The sequence below is a fragment of the Streptomyces sp. NPDC015139 genome, assembly GCF_043079785.1.
Taxonomy (GTDB): Bacteria; Actinomycetota; Actinomycetes; order Streptomycetales; family Streptomycetaceae; genus Streptomyces; species Streptomyces albidocamelliae.
The window spans coordinates 616247-633165 of the sequence record NZ_JBIBUW010000001.1; the positions used below are offsets into that span (position 1 = coordinate 616247).

At 70.5% G+C, this 16919-nt stretch carries 13 protein-coding genes; 1 reads left to right on the forward strand and 12 read right to left on the reverse strand.

The genetic code is table 11. The features are described 5' to 3' along the window. Positions 1–106 precede the first annotated feature (106 nt). The 11 genes from ACF08B_RS02715 to ACF08B_RS02765 form a co-directional block, all read right to left on the reverse strand. Positions 107–1939 (reverse strand): BTAD domain-containing putative transcriptional regulator, encoded by a 1833-nt coding sequence (locus tag ACF08B_RS02715; RefSeq protein ID WP_392315705.1) that lies wholly within the window; start codon positions 1937–1939, stop codon positions 107–109. 67 nt (positions 1940–2006) lie between these two features. Beyond that, positions 2007–3032 (reverse strand): isopenicillin N synthase family dioxygenase, encoded by a 1026-nt coding sequence (locus ACF08B_RS02720; RefSeq protein WP_392315706.1) that lies wholly within the window; start codon positions 3030–3032, stop codon positions 2007–2009. Continuing rightward, the gene (locus tag ACF08B_RS02725; RefSeq protein WP_392315707.1) at positions 3029–3718 is read right to left on the reverse strand and encodes a 7-cyano-7-deazaguanine synthase; all 690 of its coding nucleotides are present in this window, start codon (positions 3716–3718) and stop codon (positions 3029–3031) included. The genes ACF08B_RS02720 and ACF08B_RS02725 overlap by 4 nt, the downstream gene beginning before the upstream one ends. Before the next feature lie 102 nt (positions 3719–3820). Next, complete coding sequence (locus ACF08B_RS02730) at positions 3821–4801, reverse strand: aspartyl/asparaginyl beta-hydroxylase domain-containing protein (protein ID WP_392315708.1); 981 nt, start codon at positions 4799–4801, stop codon at positions 3821–3823. Between the two features lie 345 nt (positions 4802–5146). Further along, positions 5147–5737: a GTP cyclohydrolase I gene (folE, locus tag ACF08B_RS02735; protein ID WP_392315709.1), complete on the reverse strand. Its 591-nt coding sequence runs from the start codon at positions 5735–5737 to the stop codon at positions 5147–5149. A 37-nt stretch (positions 5738–5774) separates the two neighbouring features. After that, on the reverse strand, positions 5775–6137 hold the full coding sequence (locus tag ACF08B_RS02740; protein WP_392315710.1) for a 6-pyruvoyl tetrahydropterin synthase family protein: 363 nt from the start codon (positions 6135–6137) through the stop codon (positions 5775–5777). A gap of 36 nt (positions 6138–6173) precedes the next feature. After that, positions 6174–6887, reverse strand: a complete 714-nt coding sequence (locus tag ACF08B_RS02745; protein ID WP_392315711.1) for a 7-carboxy-7-deazaguanine synthase QueE — start codon at positions 6885–6887, stop codon at positions 6174–6176. 13 nt (positions 6888–6900) lie between these two features. Next, positions 6901–7683: a class I SAM-dependent methyltransferase gene (locus ACF08B_RS02750; RefSeq protein ID WP_392315712.1), complete on the reverse strand. Its 783-nt coding sequence runs from the start codon at positions 7681–7683 to the stop codon at positions 6901–6903. Beyond that, positions 7683–7823: a hypothetical protein gene (locus ACF08B_RS02755; protein WP_392315713.1), complete on the reverse strand. Its 141-nt coding sequence runs from the start codon at positions 7821–7823 to the stop codon at positions 7683–7685. The genes ACF08B_RS02750 and ACF08B_RS02755 overlap by 1 nt, the downstream gene beginning before the upstream one ends. A gap of 312 nt (positions 7824–8135) precedes the next feature. Next, the gene (locus tag ACF08B_RS02760; RefSeq protein ID WP_392315714.1) at positions 8136–11057 is read right to left on the reverse strand and encodes a BTAD domain-containing putative transcriptional regulator; all 2922 of its coding nucleotides are present in this window, start codon (positions 11055–11057) and stop codon (positions 8136–8138) included. A gap of 300 nt (positions 11058–11357) precedes the next feature. Then, a complete protein-coding gene (locus ACF08B_RS02765) occupies positions 11358–12326 on the reverse strand; it encodes a GlxA family transcriptional regulator (protein WP_392315715.1) in 969 nt (322 codons plus the stop codon). 636 nt (positions 12327–12962) lie between these two features. Here ACF08B_RS02765 and ACF08B_RS02770 point away from each other — a divergent pair. Beyond that, a complete protein-coding gene (locus ACF08B_RS02770; RefSeq protein WP_392315716.1) occupies positions 12963–15722 on the forward strand; it encodes an AAA family ATPase in 2760 nt (919 codons plus the stop codon). A 100-nt stretch (positions 15723–15822) separates the two neighbouring features. Here the strand turns inward: ACF08B_RS02770 and ACF08B_RS02775 are convergent, their stop codons facing one another. Then, complete coding sequence (locus ACF08B_RS02775) at positions 15823–16788, reverse strand: pirin family protein (RefSeq protein WP_392315717.1); 966 nt, start codon at positions 16786–16788, stop codon at positions 15823–15825. Between the last annotated feature and the right edge of the window lie 131 nt (positions 16789–16919).

Consider the following 16919-nt stretch of genomic DNA (forward strand, 5'->3'; position numbering starts at 1 on the left):
GAAAGGGCCGCGCCGGCCGGAGCGGTTCTGTGTGAGGTCATCCCGGCGATCACGAGGCCGGGGAGGCTGCTCAGCCCGTGGAGGGAGCCAGGGGTGGGCCGGGGCGTCAGGCGGAGCGCATGACCGGCGCCCTGCCCGGCCGTGCCGCGAACGGGCTTGTCCCAGGCTCCCATTCGTAGGAGAACCGGCCGTTCACACTCGGATGTTGCGGGCGCAGCAGGTAGTTCTCCGCCAGTTCCTCCAGCAGGTCCTCGGCACGCTGGTCACTGATCCCGAGGGCCGCGGCGGCGAGCGCCGGCGTGAGCCGGTCGGGGGTGACGGAAGACGACAGCGCGTGGGCCAGGGACCGCGACTCGGCGGACAGTGTCGCGAGCGTCCGGTCGAATCCCGCCCACACGCCCAGCGGATCGCTGTCGGCGCCCCCGGACGCGAGTACCCACGCGGTGGCCTGCCGAGCCGTCCAGTGCGGACGGCGGCGCAACTGCGCCGCGATCGCGAAGAGCGCGCCCGGCAGCCCCCGGCACAACCGGGCGAGCTGTCGCAGTCCTTCGGGGTCCAGGGCGACGGGGTGTCCCGGCACGGAGGACGCGAGCAGTCGCAGACAGTCGTCGAAGGGCAGTCCGGGGAGATCGACGTGGACCGCCGTCGAGGACACGAACAGCCGTCTACGACTGCCGATCACCACGCCGCAGCCGGCACCTGAGGGCAGCAGCGGCGTCAGCTCCTCCACGTCGCACACGTCGTCGAGCACCACCAGAACGCGCAGGTCGGCGGTCCAGGTACGGAACAGCAGGCTCAGGTCGGTCGTGCTCTGCCGCAACTGCTCCTCTGTCGCACCGAGTCCGCGCAGGAACGAACGGAGGATCTCGGCGGGCCGCACCCGCCGGCCGGCGCCGTCACGCAGACGTGCGTGGAGTCGCCCGTCCGGGTAGTGACCGCTCACCTGATGCGCGGCGTGCAGACACAGTTCGCTCTTCCCGGTGCCGGGGGCACCGCCCACGACCACGAGCGGCCGGTCCTCCCGCGCCCGGCCGGCCAGTACCTCCGTGAGGCGCGCCAGCTGGCCGGCGCGTCCGGTCAGACGCTCGCGCGGGGCCGGCAGATGGCAGGGCGGCCGGGGGGCCGCGGTCACGACCGTGAGCCGCCCGCCGGGACGCAGCAGCGCCTCGTCCGACGTGAGCACGGCCGTGTGCAGGGCCTGGAGTTGGGGTGAAGGATCGAGTCCCAGCTCGGTGGTGATCCGCTCGCGTGCCCGCCGGTAGACCTGGAGCGCTTCCGCCCGCCGGTCCATGCGGTAGAGCGCCGTCATCAGATTGCCCTGGGCCCGCTCGTCCGTCGGCTCCTGCACGGCCATCGAGGTGAGTTCGCCGAGGACTTCGTGGTGCCGGCCGAGGTGCAGGTCGGATTCGATGCGCAAGTGGTGTGCGCTGGTGCGTAGTTCCTTCAGCCGGATGGCCTCGGCCTTCAGCATGGGCCCCTTGCGCACGTCCACCAGGGCGTCGTCCCGCCACAGCCGCAGCGCCGCGGCGGCTGTGTCACGGGCCCCGGCGAAGTCTCCGTCGTGGAACTCCGCCCGGGCACGGGCGAGCAACGGCTCGCAACGGAAGACGTCCACGTGGTCGGCGGGCAGCGACAGCTGGTAGCCGCCGTCGACCGTGCCCAGCAGCGGCCCGGCCGCACGTACCGCGCCGCCCCTCCTCGGATTGCCGAGGGAGAACCGCTTCCTGAGCTGGTACACGTACGTCTGCAACGCCGTGGGCGCGCTGGCCGGCGGGTTGTCGTTCCACAGTTCGTCCATGAGGTGTTCGAAGGGCACCACCCGGCCCGCGTTGAGTACGAGCACCGCCAGTGTCTGGCGTACTTTCTGGGCGGCCGGCGCCATGTCGACGCGGTCATCGTCCCCATAGGCCTGAAGCGGCCCGAGAAGGTTGATTCTCATGAGAAATCGCCTTGCCTCAGGTTCGTGCGGACCCCCTCGGACCGGCCGCCGGCGCCGGCGGCCGGTGTCAGGAGTTCCTGGACCCGGCCACCGCGGCCAGGTGGGGATGGTGCCGGGCGACGATGTCGGGGAAGGAGCGGACCAGCCCCTTCATGACGTTGTCGCCGTAGAGGGCGAACAGCGGGTTGCCGACGACGTCGATGACTCCGTCGGCGCCCTCGACGTACGGGCTGGGCAGGGGCTGCATCGTGGCGTCCAGCCGGGGGTTGTAGAAGAAGGGAATGGAGTAGCGGTCGACGCCCGGGGCGGGCCGGACCACCCGGTGGAGGGTGGCGCGCACATAGCCCCGCGTCGCCACCTCCAGCAGTTCTCCCAGATTGACCACGAACGCCCCCGGGATCACCGGTACGTCGGCGAACCGGCCGTCCTCGACCGCGACCTGAAGGCCGCCGTTGTCGTCCTGGACGAGCAGGGTGAGCAACCCGAGGTCGTTGTGAATGCCCGTCCCCTGACCGGTACCGGTGTCCTCGCTCGTCTGCGTGGGACCGGGGTAGTGCAGGAGCTTGAGGTGGATCTGTGGATCCGGATCGACCACGTCGTCCAGGAAGCCGGCGGGGGCGTCGAGCGACTCCAGCAGAAGCCGCAGCAGCTGGTGGGACAGATCGGTCAGTCGGGTGATCCAGGACTCGATGGCCGGGCGCAGCTCGGGCATCGCGGCGGGCCACTCGTTCGGGCCGATCAGGCAGCGGTAGGCGGGATCCCCGGGCTCGGACGGCCTCGCGGGCTGCTCCGGGCCGATGTCCAGCTGGCGGCGCTGGTCGGGCACGCCCCGGGTGTGTTCACGGCCGAGTTCGGAGTAGCCGCGGAACAGTGGCGAGTCGAGGATGTTCAGCGCGAGCCGGTCGGCCTCGGGCAGCTCGAAGAACCGGCGGGTGAGGTCGAGCATGTCGTCGGCGTCCTCGACGCCGTGGCCGACGAGCTGGAAGAAGCCGATCTCGTGCACGGCCCTGCGCAACCGCTGCAGGAACTCTGCCCGGGCTTCTGGCGAACCGGCGGCGTCCCGGAGATCGAGCACGGGGAACGGGTCGGTCATGACAGCTCCTTCGAATCGCTGTTCTGGTAGGTCGTCGGATCGGTCACGCCGGCGTCCCGGAACGCCTGCCGGCGCTCCTCGCAGGCTGCGCACCGCCCGCACTGGAGCGTGTCGCCGCGAAAGCAGCTCCAGGTCTCGGTCCAGGGGACGCCGAGTTCCTCGCCGAGCGAGACCACGTCGCTCTTGCGCAGCTTGACCAGCGGTGCCGTCAGGGTCAGGTCGGGGTGCGCGTATCCCTCGGTCGCGATCCGCTCCATGGCGAGGAAGGAATCGATGAAGGCGGCATTGCTGTCGGGTGCGGCCTGGAGGTCGTCGACCACTCCGACGGCCACCGCCTGCGCCTGCTGGGCGACGGCGACGGCGAAGGCGACGGACAGCAGGAGGGCGTTGCGGTTGGGTACGACGTTCGGGCTGCCGCCGGACGACCCGCTGCCGTGATCCGGCACGTCGACGGTCGGGTCGGTGAGCGAGGAGCCGCTCAGGAGCTTGCCGACGGGGCTGAGGTCGACGACGTCGTGGGGTACCCCGAGGGTTCGAGCCGCCTTCGCGGCGAACCGGTGCTCGATGAGATGACGCTGTCCGTAGTTCACGGACAGCAGGTGGAGGGTGTGTCCTTGCGCCTGGAGGTGGTAGGCCATGGTGACCGAGTCCAGGCCGCCGGACACGATTGCGACGGTTTTCGGCATGTGTCGACTTCCGGCAGACGGAAAGGGATGGAGGATCAGCACCTGTGGGTCAGGACCGCGGTGTGCTGTGCGCCGGAGCGGCGGCGGACGCAGGGGCGTCCGTCACGGCGTCGGCGTGGCCGGGACGACGAGGCGGGTCGATTCCCGGCCCTTGCGGTAGGTCAGTTCGACCTCGGGCCGCGGACCGTCCAGCCGCGTGGTGATGGTCCGCTCCTCGCTCCAGCCGACCAGGCGGTATTCGTTTCCGCCGAGGGCCACCAGCGGGAAGAGGTGGTCCTGCGGCGAGCGGACGGCCAGTTCCGTGCCGGTGTCGACGATGGCGAAGCCGGCCTGCGGCTGCGCGCCGGTGAGCGACCCGAACACCTCTATCTCCAGCAGGTGCTCCGGCGCGTCGAACGAACACCGGGCGGCTTTGCGCTCCTGGTCGGTCGTGGCCACGCCCGGACGGTTGTAGAGCACATCCGGGCCGTCGAAGTAGTCGGCCCAGTCGGCCGGGAACAGCCGCGCGAGCTCCGGTGTGACGAGCACGTCCACGACGAGATGCACCCGATGCTCGGGTCCGAGGTTCTGGATCTGGTGCTTGCGGCTGAAGTCACCGAACCAGAACTCACCGGGCTGCCAGCGATGCATTTGCCCGTCGAGGTCGAGCGAGGCTTCCTCGTGGGTGATGACGGGGATGTGCAGCCGGGCCAGCCCCCAGTCCGGGGCGAACTTGGTGTCGCAATGGCGGTATCCGACGACTCCGGGGCCGAGGTCCAGGAACCGGGCGGCGTAGAGGGGGCCGGGAATCGTGTGCAGGACCTCCCGCACGTACGGCATGTGGTCCAGCCACTCGGTGTCGGCGAACTCCGCGCTGCCGGGGCCGCCGGGGTCGGTGCGTGTCTTGTCACCACCGGGGCTGCGCACCGGGAGACAGCGCCAGTCCTGTTCGGCCCACCTGGAGACTCGCCCGTTCTCGTGCGAGCTCTGTTCGTCCCACAGGTGGTCGCGTGCGGTCATGAGGTCGGCCAGCAGCCGCTCGGCGTCCAGCTCGGGAAGCAGCCGCGCCGCTTCCGCGGGCGTGGAGGAATCAATGGTGTTCATCGTTGTCCTTTCATGTCGACCGGACCGGCATCGCGGATGTGCCGAAGAGAGCGGCCTGTCGTGCGCCGCTCCGCGACCGGGCCGCGGCCGACGACCGCCGCGCCCGCGGCACGGCCGGCAAGGAGAATGCGGGGATCGGCGTGGAGGCGATCGACGTGCCGGGTGACGACCCGATGGCTGAGCCGGCGGGAACCCCGTTGCGACGAACGGTGGGAGCGCGGTGAGAGTCCGGCACGGCGCTGCCGGTACGCGTGGCCACCCGGTGCGGATCGCGTGGTCCGGCGGCTACCGGATCACCGACCCCGGCAGGACGTGGGCGGCCCACTGGCGGAGCCGGACGGCTCGTCAGGCCCGAAGCAGGTCGAACAGCTCGCCCCGGAGCCCGGGGTCCGTGCTGAAGTCCCCGCGATACGCGGTCGACGTCATCTGCGCGGGAGCCTTGATGCCGCGCATCGACATGCAGAGGTGCTCGCCCTTCGCTATCACGGCGACGTCCGGGGTGCCGCTCAGGGTGCTGATCTCCAGCGCGATCTGGTCCACGAGACGCTCCTGGACCTGCAGCCTGTGCGCGTACTGATGGGCGACCCTGGCGAACTTCGACAGGCCGAGCAGCTGCCCCGTCGGGCGGTACGCGATCGTCACGGAGCAGTTGAACGGCAGGAGGTGGTGCTCGCACAGCGACCAGACCTGAATGCCCGAGACGACCACGAGCTGGCTCGTGCCGATCGACTCGAAAAGCGTGCCCAGCGAACCCGGGTCGTAGTTGATGAATTCGCGCCACCAGCGGGCGAACCGCGCGGGGGTGTCGCGCAGTCCGTCACGAGTGGGGTCCTCGCCGATCTCCTCCAGCAACTGGCGGGCGATCCCGACCAGTGGGTCCTCGGTCGTCCTGGTCGCCGACGGGTCACCGTCGAGGTCCACATTTGTCACCGACATGCGGCTGCCTTTCGTCCGGGCTTCGTCGTCACTGGCCTCACGGCCGGTACTCGGCCCACGTCTTGGGAGTCTCTGAGATACGGACACAGGTCAGCTCGGGAAACTCCATCACCCATGTCCTGTAGACCCAGGCGGCCATGTTCTCGGCCGTCGGGTTTTCGTCCATCACATCGTTCAGATGCCGGTGATCAAGCTGCTTGTCCATCCATTCCTTGAACGCGGACAGATCTCCGTAGTCCCGAACGAAGCCCACGGGCAGCAGACTCGCGTCATCGGCTGCGAGTTCCAGCTCGATCACATAGTTGTGCCCGTGCATCCGGGCGCACTGGTGGTCCGGAGCAAGGCCGGAGAGCCGATGGCTGGCCGAGAATTCAAACTTCTTCGTGATCCGAAATGTCATCGGTCGAAGTCCCTTTCTTCTTGTGCGGGCCGTGGGTCACACGCCGCGTTTCTCGCCCCACAGCAGGGTGTGGAGTCTCGTCGTCAGGTTCCAGCCGCGCTCCACCACCGCGTCGGCCAACTCGCCCATGTGTTTGGTGACGTCGTCGGCGGTACGCCCGATCGGCATGATCCACACCGAGGGCAGGTCGAAGTCGGCGACCAGCTGGGCCACTTCGTCGAGATCGCGGGTGTTCTGGCAGACGAACTTGAACGTGCTGTCCGGCAGGGCCGAAAGACTGGTGAGAGCGGCGGGGACGATCCTGCGCCGCAGGGGGTCACCGGAGTGCGACAGCTTCGGCGAGACGTTGAACCTGACGCCGGCGGCGACGAGTTCGGGGTGCGCGGCGTGCGTTCCGTTCGTCTCGATCTCGATCTCTTTACCGCGTTCGGTCAGCGCCGCCACCAGAGGGATCAGCCGTTCCTGCTGGCCCAGGGGCTCACCGCCCGAGATCACGATCAGCTCGGTGTCGAACGCGAGCAGCTCTTCGACGACGTCGTCGACCGGGCGGCGGTGCAGCTCCTGGCGCGGATCGTGGGCGATCCCGCCGTCGGCGGCTCCGACCCAGTCCCACGTGTAGGGCGTATCGCACCACGAGCACGACAGATTGCACCCGCCCAGTCGCAGGAACGCGCACCTGCGTCCCATGGACCGACCCTCACCCTGGACGGTCGGACCGAAGACTTCGTTGACCACGAGATCCTGTTCCATGGCGCACCGCCTCCTAGGGGTGGGACGGCTCGACGGCCGCCGGCTTCCGCGCCTGCACGATGAACCAGTGCCGGCTCAGCCGGACGCCCTGATCGACGGAGACCGCGGCGACATATCGGTCGAACGCCTCCCGGTCCGCCGCGGAATCGTAGTTGTCGACGATCGGCACTTGGTGCAGGAAGGTGTTCAGGTCGTCCGGCGAGTGGTAGAACTCCTCGAACCGGAACGGCTGGTTTCGCGTCACGACGAAGCCCGCGTCGGAGAGTTCCCGGGCCACCTCGTCCGCCAAGGGCCTGCCGTTCCAGCTGCCGAAATTCTGGCCGCGGCCGATCGTCTCCTTGAGTTCGCGTGCGTCCTGCTCGCCGATCCCCATGTACATCACGACCCCACCGGGGCGCAGCACCCGCTCGAACTCGCCGGCGATCAGCGGACCGCGGCGGGAGGTGACCACGTCGGCGTATCCGTCGGGCAACCCCGTATGCGCGGCGTCGCGCAGCTCGAACGTGACATGCGGCAGACCTGCCTCGGCTCGATACCGCGCGGCGCACTCCAGCATCGACGGCGACAGGTCGATCCCGGTCACGGCGCCGTACGGTCGTGAGATGCGCAGCAGGCTGCGCCCGTCGGCACAGCCGACATCCAGCAGCCGGGCCTGTGGCGTTCCCAGTGCGGTCGCCAGTTCGTCGAAGACGGCGTCCGGGCGGCCGTCGGCGAACACGTCGGTGCTGCGCGCATCGCTGAAGTAGCCGCCGAACCGCTCGGCCACCCGGGAGTAGAACTCCGCGTCCATCGTCATCAGTCGTGCACCTCCTCCTGGGCCACGGTCGAGAAGAGGCTCCGGTGCGCACGCACCGCTTCTCTCGTGCCGCGCCGCGATTCGGTATTCGGGACGCCGAACGCGGCGGGTGTCGCCGCGTCCCGGGTCACTACGGTCATTCGGACCACTCCTTGAGGGCTGTCCCCCCGAAGGGGCGCCGAGGTCGGCAGGACCCACTTTCCGGTGTCGCCCTATCGGCACGGCATCACGGCGCATCCACGGCCCGGACAGGGCCGGGATAGGGCGGTGATAGCGCGGTCATGCGGCCGCGATGGGCACCTGGTTCACGCTGGTGTCAGCGACCGCCCGGACCGACCGCCGAACGGGTCGCGGAGCAAGGAGAACCGAGATGGCCATCAGGAAGTCGCCGGCCGGCGAGACACCCGCCCCCAACACGCCGTGGACGTGACGGACCCGTCCGCCTCCCGGTGTCAGCCGACGGACGTCATGGGCCTGCCCAGGACGGCAACGATGTCGGACCGCACGGCGGCAGCCCCGCTGTGGTCCAGGATCCGCTCCCGGATCTTGGCCGACAGCGAGTAGTACTGGACGGCCTGTTCCCTTCGGTGCAGGTGGGCATTGACCCGGCCGAGGTCGTGCAGCACATACCCCTCGCCGACCAGGTCGCCGCTCGCCCTGACCATGGCGAGGACCTCGAGCAGGGTGTGTTCCGCGGCCTCGTAACGTTGCTGGTACGTCAGCATCTGGCCCAGCCGCCGCAGTACGAGGGCCTGGCCCCGGTCGAAGCCGGCCGACCGGCAGATGCCGAGGGCTTCGTCGAGATGGGAACGGGTTCGCGTGAAGTCCGCGCGCCGCATCGTGATGTGTGCCATCTCGCCGAGCACGTACGCCCGTCCGATCACGTCCCGCGCCCGCAGGAAGCCGCGCTCGGCGCGCGTGTAGAGCGCCAGTGCCCGATCGTCGTCACCACGGTGTCGCTCGATGCGCGCCAGGTCACGCAGGCACAGCGCCTGACCGCGTACCTCACCGATCCGCTCGAAGATCTCCAGAGCGGTGCTGAGGTAGGGGCCCGCCGCCTCGTGTTCGCCGCGGTACAGGTGCAAGGTCCCGAGCGAGCCGAGCACCGCCGCCTGGCCCCGTTCGTTGCCCGCTTCCTGCACCGCGGTCAGCGCCACCTGATGGGTGCGCTCCCACAGGTCGGGATAGCCGCGGGCCTCGAAGAGTGTCACGAGGGTCGTGGCCAGCTCCCAGCATAATTCGTCCAGGCCCGACCTGGCCGCCAGCTCGACCGCGTTCAACAGGTTGGTCTGCTCGCTCTCCAGCCACCCGAGCGGGTCGCGCACGCACCGCTGGACATGGCTTTCCGACGGATGCCATCGCTCGCCCCGGCCCGTCACGATGGTGCACGTACCGCCGTAGACCTCTCTGTGCGCCCTCTCCGCGAGCGCCATCCAGCCGCCGACCATGCGCCGCACCGCGCCGGCGCGATCCGCCTCGGTGATTTCCGCCGGGAGCCGTTCGTGCGCGAACATCCTGACGATCTGGGACAGTCCGCATCGGAAGTCCCCGCCCTGATCCATGGCGGTGATGCCGAGGAGCCGCATGTCGATGAGGGGTTCCAGCAGGTCGGTGGAGTGCGGCGTGCGGTCGTCGACGAGGGCGGCACCCAGCCAGCTCGGGACCTCCGTCCCCTCGGCCAGGCTGAGCAGGCACAACAGGCGACGGTCGGCCGCCGCCAGGCCGTCGTAGCTGAGGGAGAGACTTGCCCGGATCGACAGTTCGCCGTGCGCCAGCTCGTCCAGTCGGCGGTGCTCGTTCTCCAGCCGCTCCCCCATGGAGGCCAGCGACCAGTGCGGCCGCGCGGCCAGGCGGGCGCCGATGATCCGCAGAGCGAGGGGCAGCCCGCCCACCAGATGCCCGAGGACCCGCGCCGCCTCCGGCTCGCTCTCCACCCGGTGCTCTCCGATGATCCGCCCCAGGAGCTGGACGGCCTGTTCCGGGTTCAGCGGTGCCACGCCGAATCGGCGTGTGCCCGGCAACGCCGTGAGCTGGCCGCGGCTGGTGACCAGCACGCCGCTGCTGCTGGTTCCCGGCAGCAGCGGCATCACCTGCGACTCGCTCACCGCGTCGTCCAGCAGCACCAGGGTCCGGCGACCGGCCAGCAGACTTCGGTACATCTCCGCGCGCTCGTCGAGCGCGTCGGGTATGGCCTGGCCCGGCACGCCCAGCGCCCGCAGGAAGCGCCCCAACGCCTCTGCGGGGCCGACCGGTTGTCCGCCCGGCCCGCGAAGGTCGCAGTAGAGCTGTCCGTCCGGGAAGCGCTCGGTCGCCACCCGGTGCGCCACATGCCTGGCCAACGTGCTCTTTCCGACACCAGGTCCGCCGAGCACCAGGACCACGTTCAGTCGCCCCTTGTCCTGGCCCTCGGCGACGGCGTCGCAGACCGCTGCAACGAACCGGCCGTCCGCCACCAGGTCGCCGGTGTCCGCGGGAAGTTGCCTCGGGGTCACGACCGGGTCGGGATCGGCGCTTCGTTCTTGAGCCGCCTCGGAGAACGGCGTCGCCACGACAGGACGTGGTTCGGCCGGCTCGGCCAGGGCCAGGGCCAGGTCGGGGTCGTGGGTCAGGATCGCCTGCGCCAGGTCGCGCAGCTCCCGCCCCGGGTCCAGGCCCAGTTCCTCGGTGAGGATCGCGCGGCCCTGGTGGTAGACGTCCAGCGCCTCCGCCTGCCGGCCCGAACGGTACAACGCCACCATGAGGTGACTCCGCAGCCGCTCACGCAACGGATGGCAGGCGACAAGCTGCATCAGTTCGCCGACCAGGTGCTCGTGACGGCCGAGTTCCAGCAACAGCCCCATGCAGGTCTCCACCGCCTCCAGGCGCCTCTCGTCCCACTGCGCCGCCATGCCGGCCAGGACCTCGCTGGGTACACCGGCCAGGCACCGCCCTCGCCACAGGCCCGTCGCCGCGCGAAGCTTCTCCACCGCGGGCATCTTCAGACCGTCACGGGCCAGGGCATGCGCCTCGGCCACCAGGCGACGGAAATCGCCGATGTCGGTCGCGTCCTGCGGCGCCCTCAGCACGTATCCGCGGGGACGGGTCTCGATGGTGGCGTCCACGCCTCCCAACGTAAGTGCCTTCCGGAGCCGGGAGATGCAGATCTGCACCTGGGCCCGTGCGGTCTTCGGCGGACCGTGATCCCAGATGAAGTCGATCAGACGGCTCGTTTCCACCACCCGGTTCAGTTCGAGCACCAGCGCCCCGAGGACGATCTCCTGACGCCCCGGAGCCACGGGGACGAACCCCTGCTCGCCGCTCACCTCGATCGGACCGAGCACCCGGAAGGGAGCTGCCGCCCCGACGGTGCTGTTGCTGTCTGAAGAGACTGTCATGCCTATCCTGCTTCTGTGGTGTCAGCCAGGCGGTGCGTCCGGCTTGCGAGGGGGACGGAACTCGTACCGGCCTGACTGCTCAACCGACACCGGGGCCGTGGTGTGCCGCGTCGTTGATCGGGAACGTGCGCTCCAAGTGCTGTGTCTGGTGCCGATGCCTGCCGAGGACCTGCCGTCACACGACCGGGGCGGTGGTCGGCGGGGACGGTTCCAGCCAACCCGCGATGCCCGAAGGCGTCCAAGGGGACGCGCCGGTTGCGCTCGGGCTCGTCACTGCGGCGGCCAGGTGCGAGCGCTGCTTCACCCTGTTCTGGAGAAGTGGTGGCGGTACTGCCCCGGTGTGACGCCCAGGGTGTGCTTGAAGCGGCGGTGCAGGGTCTCGGCGAAGCCGAAGCCGCACAGCCGGGCGATCGCGTCGATGGTGGTGTCCGTCGTCTCCAGCAGAGCCCGGGCGGCCTCGATGCGTACGGTCTCCACATAGGCGGCCGGAGTGAGTCCGGTCTCGGCGCGGAAGACCCGGGTGAAGTTCCGCTCGCTCATGCCGGCCCGATCGGCGAGCATCCGGACGGTCAGATCGTCGGCGAGGTGGTCGGCGACCCACGCCTGCACGTCCCGCAGCGGCTTGCGCGTGGGCCGCTGCGCGGCGAGCTGGATGCTGAACTGTGCTTGACCGCCCGGACGTTGGACGAACATCACCAGCATCCGTGCCACGGCTCGGGAGACCTCGGGCCCGTGGTCCTCCTCGACCATGGCGAGCGCCAGGTCCATCCCCGCCGTGATGCCTGCCGAGGTCCACACCGACCCGTCGTGTACGAAGATCTGGTCCGGGGTGACCGTGACGTCCGGGTGCGCCCGGGCCAGCCTTTCGCAGGCCACCCAGTGCGTCACCGCGCGCCGCCCGTCGAGCAGCCCGGCCCGCGCGAGCAGGAACGCGCCCGTACACACGGAGGCGACCCGCCGGGCCCGGCCGGCCGCCTCCCTGAGCCAGCCGACGAGCTCTTCGTCGTCAGCCGCCTCCCGATCGCCCGGTCCGCCCACGACCACGAGCGTGTCCAGCGGACCCTCGCACTGCTGGACGCCGCTGCCGGCCGCCACGTCCATTCCGTTGCAGGCGCGCACCGCTCCGGCCCGGCCCGCGACGATCTCGACGGCGTAGCCCTCACCCTCGGGCACCCACCGTTCCGTCTGCGCGAACACCTCGTGCGGTCCCGCCAGGTCGAGCACCTGAAACTGCGGAAAGACGAGGAAGACGACGCGCCGTTGTGTCATCCGATCATCCTTGTCCGCCCTGCCGTTTGGCGGCAAGGACACAGAGCTGACGATCTCCGCCACATGGCCGGTTCCAGGCTTCGCCTTCGGCGGGTACGGCTGCCGGCGGGTCACCGCCCTGCGGTGAGGGTCATCGCCCAGCGCCTGTGTCCGCGCCTTCGGTTCCCGCGGTTCGTCGTCGGCGTGCGTCGTCCACGCCGCTCGGAGGCACGACACATCGGTCCGGCATCTCGGCTGACGCGTTTTCACCACTCGGGCGAGCCCCGTCACGGGAACCCGGGCCCGCGGCACGGCGGTGCCGTGTGGCGTACCGGCGTGCGTCATCCGGATTGAGTTGAGCACCCTGTCTCCCTGTCTGCGAACCCGCCACTTCTGTGGGGCCAGAGGCGGGTGGCGCCTCTTCACCCTCTTGCGACCCTCGTGACCAGCACAATCGTGGAGTACCACGACACGGACCACGAGATCGGCAGGCAAGATCCACGACACTGGGAACGTGATGGCGTACGCGACATTCCGGTTCCGCCGCACCGGTGCGCGATCATGGTGGTTCTTCTCACGGTGCGGGTCACGCCACCGAGGCAGGGCGCACGCCGTCCTCGTCCATGAGGACGCCCACGTCCACACGAGGAGGCAGGAATGTCCCGAACGGCACGTGCACCACGGGATGCGGCACGGCTGCTGGCCGCAGCGGCCGAGCGCGCCCGTGCGGGCACCGGTCGTCTGGTCCTGCTGCGCGGTGCCACCGGCACGGGCCGCACCACCGTTCTGGAGGCCGCCGCCGAGGACGCCGCCGCCCGTGGCATGCAGGTGATGCGTGCCCGTTGCTCCGCCGGCGACTCCGCGTTCCCCTTCGCCGCGATCCTTCAACTCTGCTGCTCCGGCGCCGATTTACCCGATCCTTCTGGGGACGGCGATGAACGCAGGACCGGCGCCGGGCTGCGGAAGGTGCTGCGCTCGCACGCCGAGCGGTCACCGCTGCTGATCACCGTGGACGATGTACACCTGGCCGACGCGGCGTCCCGCCGCTGGCTGGTGGAGTCCGCCCGGCTCATGGACCGTCTGCCGATCATTCTGGCGGTCACCGAGCGCAGCCAGTACGACGTCGACCCGCCCGCACAGAGCCTCGCCCACGGTCTTTCTCCTGCCCTGGTCACCACTCACACCCTGACCCCGCTGTCCCGCGGTTCGGCTGTGGCAGAGGTCCGTTCGGCCTTCCCCGAGGCGGACGACTCCTGGATCGAGGACTGTGCGCGGGCCGGGGCGGGCAACCCCCTGCTGCTGCGCGCCCTGCTGGACGACCTCTCCGACGGCAGTCACCCGGTCGTGCCGGACACCTCGGCCGCGCTGTACCCCGGAGCGTTCTCGGCGGCCGTCCAATGGTGGCTGGACTGCGCCGGGCCGGGTACCGCGGAGGTGGCACGGACACTGGCGATCCTGGACGAGGGCTGGGACCACGGCCCCGCCCCCAGCACGGGGTTCCCGGTCCTCCACATCCCCTCGCTCCTCTCCGAACTCACCGGCGCCGACCCGACCCGGATCTCGGGCTGGATCACCGCGATGACCGGCCTCGGCCTGCTTCGCCTCGACGGCATGGGCCGCGCCCGCTACGCCCATCCGCTGCTGAGGGACGCGATACTCATCGGCGTGCCCGCGGCCCGGCGGCGCGCCGCGCACCGGACGACCGCCGAGTCGATGCTGCACCGTGGTGTCGCGAGCGAGATCGTCGCCCGTCAACTGCTGCTCACCGACGCGGTGGACGCGCCCTGGGTGCTGCCGGTGTTCCAGGAGGCCGCGTCGCTGGCACTGCGTGAGGGGCAGAACGAGGACGCGGTGGCCTTCCTGCGCCGCGCTCTGGAGGAACCCCTCTCCGATGAGGGCAGACAACGCCTGCTGACCGAACTGGGTTCCCTGGAGTACGCGATACCCGGCTCCTCGGCCGCGATCCTGAGGCTCACCGAGGCACTGCGGCTGCCGGGGCCGCCACAGGAACGCGTGCGCGCCGCAGTCGCTCTCGGGACGGCGCTGACCGGCCGTGGCAGAACCCGTGCGGGCGTCGAGGTGCTGCGCTCGCTGTACGACGCGCTCGCCGACCGACCCGACCTGATACGCATCCTGCGGCAGGCGTTCCTGCAACTGTCCGACAAGGAACTGCTGGTGCGGCAGGAGGCGTACAAACGGCTGGTGGAGACTGCCGAGCGCTCGCCGGAGTCGATCAGCCCGGCCGGTCACGCGTTCCTGGTCAAATACGCGGTCATGGCGGGTCGGAGCTCGGCGAAGGACGCGATGCTGCGCCTGCGGGGACTGCTGTCGGAGCCGGCCGACCCGCTGTCCGAGCCCTACCTGCTGGGGACGGCCGCCGCGGTCGCCCAGTGGGCCGACGAACTCGACGAAGCCGAACGGCTGGTGGAGCGCGGCCTGGCGGGGCAGCGCCCCGACGTTCTGCACCCCATGCAGGAAGCGCTGCTCGACACCCGTTTGGACATCATCGCGGCACGAGGCGACTTCACGCGCCTTCTGGCCCACCCGCTGCCCGCCACCGCGACGCCGAGGAACGCCCATGCCCACGCGTTGACGGCACTCGTGGAGACGGGCCGTGTCACCGACGCCGAACGTCTTGCCGAAGCCTTCGACCTGCGGACGGCGCCGGAGTCCTGGGAGCTGAACCGGTTCCTGTACGCGCGCGGGCGACTGCGCGCCGCGAACGGTGACCTGGCGGGCGCCCTGCACGACTTCCTGGAGTGCGGCCGCCGCCAGTCGGCCCGGGAGGTGTTCAGCCCGGTCGTCACGCCCTGGCGCACTGCCGCCGCCGAGTGCCATCTGGCCATGGGGGTGCCGCGCGAGGCGCTCGCCCTGGCGGAGGAGGAGCTGCGCCTGGCCGGGGTGTGGAACACACCCCGCACGATGGGCCGGGCACTGCGTGTCCTCGGCACCGCGACCGGCGGACGCCGGGGTCTGGACCTGGCCGAGGAGGCCGTACGGCTGCTGCGCTCCGGCCCGGCCGGACCGGAGCTCGTGTCAGCGCTGCTGGCCGTGGGCCGCCAGTTGACCGCCTCGGGCGAGTCCTCGCGCGCCCGAGGCATCCTGCGGGAGGCGGCCGGGCTCGCCGAACGCCTGGGCGCAGTACGGCTGCGGGACCTGGCGGAGGAGGCGCTGCGTGCGAGCGGCGCCCGCCGTCCGACGACGCGCATCGGCGCCGCCTCGCTCACCGACAGCGAGCGCCGGATCGCCGAACTGGCCGCGGAGGGACGCACCAACGCGGAGATCGCGGATCTGCTGCATCTGGCCCGCCGCACCGTGGAGACCCATTTGACGCACAGCTACCGCAAGTTGGGCATCCGACGGCGCAGCGCCCTGAGCACGGCCCTGACCGGCGGCACCCGGCGCACGGAGTCCTGACAGGCGGCAGGGACACGTAGGGCGAGCACGGATCTTCGGAGCGCGTTTCCGGAATCGGAGGTGCCAAGGGGAACCGCTCGCGGCTGAGGCTGCTGGAAGGTCAGCGCACCCTTCCGCGTGGTTTCAACGGCATCGGCGGCAGCTCGGGTGCGGCCAACGGAGCCCCGTCGTACCCCTTGACCTCACCGAAGCGGCTGCCGGACAGCCAGTCCGCGCGGGCCTGTTCGATGTCCTGCTGGGTGCGGCCGACGAAGTTCCACCACATGATCAGCTCCTCGGCGAACGGTTCGCCGCCCAGCAGCATGATTCCCGCGTCCGACTCCGCGCGCAGCGGCAGTTCGGTCCGCCCGCAGCCCAGATAGAGCATCGAGCCCGGCAGCACCGGCACCCCGTCCACGTGCACCTCGCCGGACATCGCCAGCACGCCGTACTCGAAGTCGGGCTCCAGGGGCAGGCGGACCTCGGTGCCCCGCGCGAGGGCGAGGTCGGCGCCGACGATCGGGCTGTACGTCGTACCGGGGGAGCGGGCGCCGTCCAGTTCGCCCAGGATCACCGTGGCCGTCAGACCGGGTGCGCCGGTGGACGGCAGTTCCGGGTGGAACTCGAAGTCCGGCTCGGTGTGGCGGTGTTCGTCAGGCAGCGCCACCCACAGCTGGGCGCCGTGCAGGAAGCGCGCGTGCGGGCGCGGGCTCTCCTCGGAGTGGCTGATCGCGCGGCCGGACGTCATCAGACCCAGCTGGCGGGGCCGGATCGTCTGCAGGCTGCCCGTGGAGTCGCGGTGCAGCACCTCGCCCTCGTGCAGCCAGCTGACCGTCTGCAACCCGGTGTGCGGATGCGGCGGGACCTGCATGCCGGGCTCGTCGGCGATGTCGTCCGGACCGTAGTGGTCCACGAACGCCCACGCGCCGATCATGCGGCGACCCAGGTTGGGCAGCAGCCGGCGCACCTCCGTCGACTCGCCCAGCTTCACGTGACGGGGGCTCAGCAGCTCGCGGACCGGCTCGGCGACGACGAATCCGCGGCCACCGCAGACGCTGGGCACGGGCGCGCGGTCAAGGTTGCTCATGCTGCTCAACCTAGCGGTGCCGGCACCGGGGGGTGAGCACGGAAACCCGGCATTTTCCCGGACCGGGTCAACCGGCCGACGCCACCGCTCCACCCCCGGGTGAGGGGCGCGCGTCCCCGTTGCCGGCCGGC

Coding starts and splice junctions, on each gene's coding strand:
- ACF08B_RS02760 (WP_392315714.1), bottom strand. CDS start 11,057: ATGACAGTCTCTTCAGACAGCAACAGCACCGTCGGGGCGGCAGCTCCC.
- ACF08B_RS02765 (WP_392315715.1), bottom strand. CDS start 12,326: ATGACACAACGGCGCGTCGTCTTCCTCGTCTTTCCGCAGTTTCAGGTG.
- ACF08B_RS02725 (WP_392315707.1), bottom strand. CDS start 3,718: ATGCCGAAAACCGTCGCAATCGTGTCCGGCGGCCTGGACTCGGTCACC.
- ACF08B_RS02775 (WP_392315717.1), bottom strand. CDS start 16,788: ATGAGCAACCTTGACCGCGCGCCCGTGCCCAGCGTCTGCGGTGGCCGC.
- ACF08B_RS02720 (WP_392315706.1), bottom strand. CDS start 3,032: ATGACCGACCCGTTCCCCGTGCTCGATCTCCGGGACGCCGCCGGTTCG.
- ACF08B_RS02730 (WP_392315708.1), bottom strand. CDS start 4,801: ATGAACACCATTGATTCCTCCACGCCCGCGGAAGCGGCGCGGCTGCTT.
- ACF08B_RS02770 (WP_392315716.1), top strand. CDS start 12,963: ATGTCCCGAACGGCACGTGCACCACGGGATGCGGCACGGCTGCTGGCC.
- folE (WP_392315709.1), bottom strand. CDS start 5,737: ATGTCGGTGACAAATGTGGACCTCGACGGTGACCCGTCGGCGACCAGG.
- ACF08B_RS02755 (WP_392315713.1), bottom strand. CDS start 7,823: ATGACCGTAGTGACCCGGGACGCGGCGACACCCGCCGCGTTCGGCGTC.
- ACF08B_RS02745 (WP_392315711.1), bottom strand. CDS start 6,887: ATGGAACAGGATCTCGTGGTCAACGAAGTCTTCGGTCCGACCGTCCAG.
- ACF08B_RS02740 (WP_392315710.1), bottom strand. CDS start 6,137: ATGACATTTCGGATCACGAAGAAGTTTGAATTCTCGGCCAGCCATCGG.
- ACF08B_RS02715 (WP_392315705.1), bottom strand. CDS start 1,939: ATGAGAATCAACCTTCTCGGGCCGCTTCAGGCCTATGGGGACGATGAC.
- ACF08B_RS02750 (WP_392315712.1), bottom strand. CDS start 7,683: ATGACGATGGACGCGGAGTTCTACTCCCGGGTGGCCGAGCGGTTCGGC.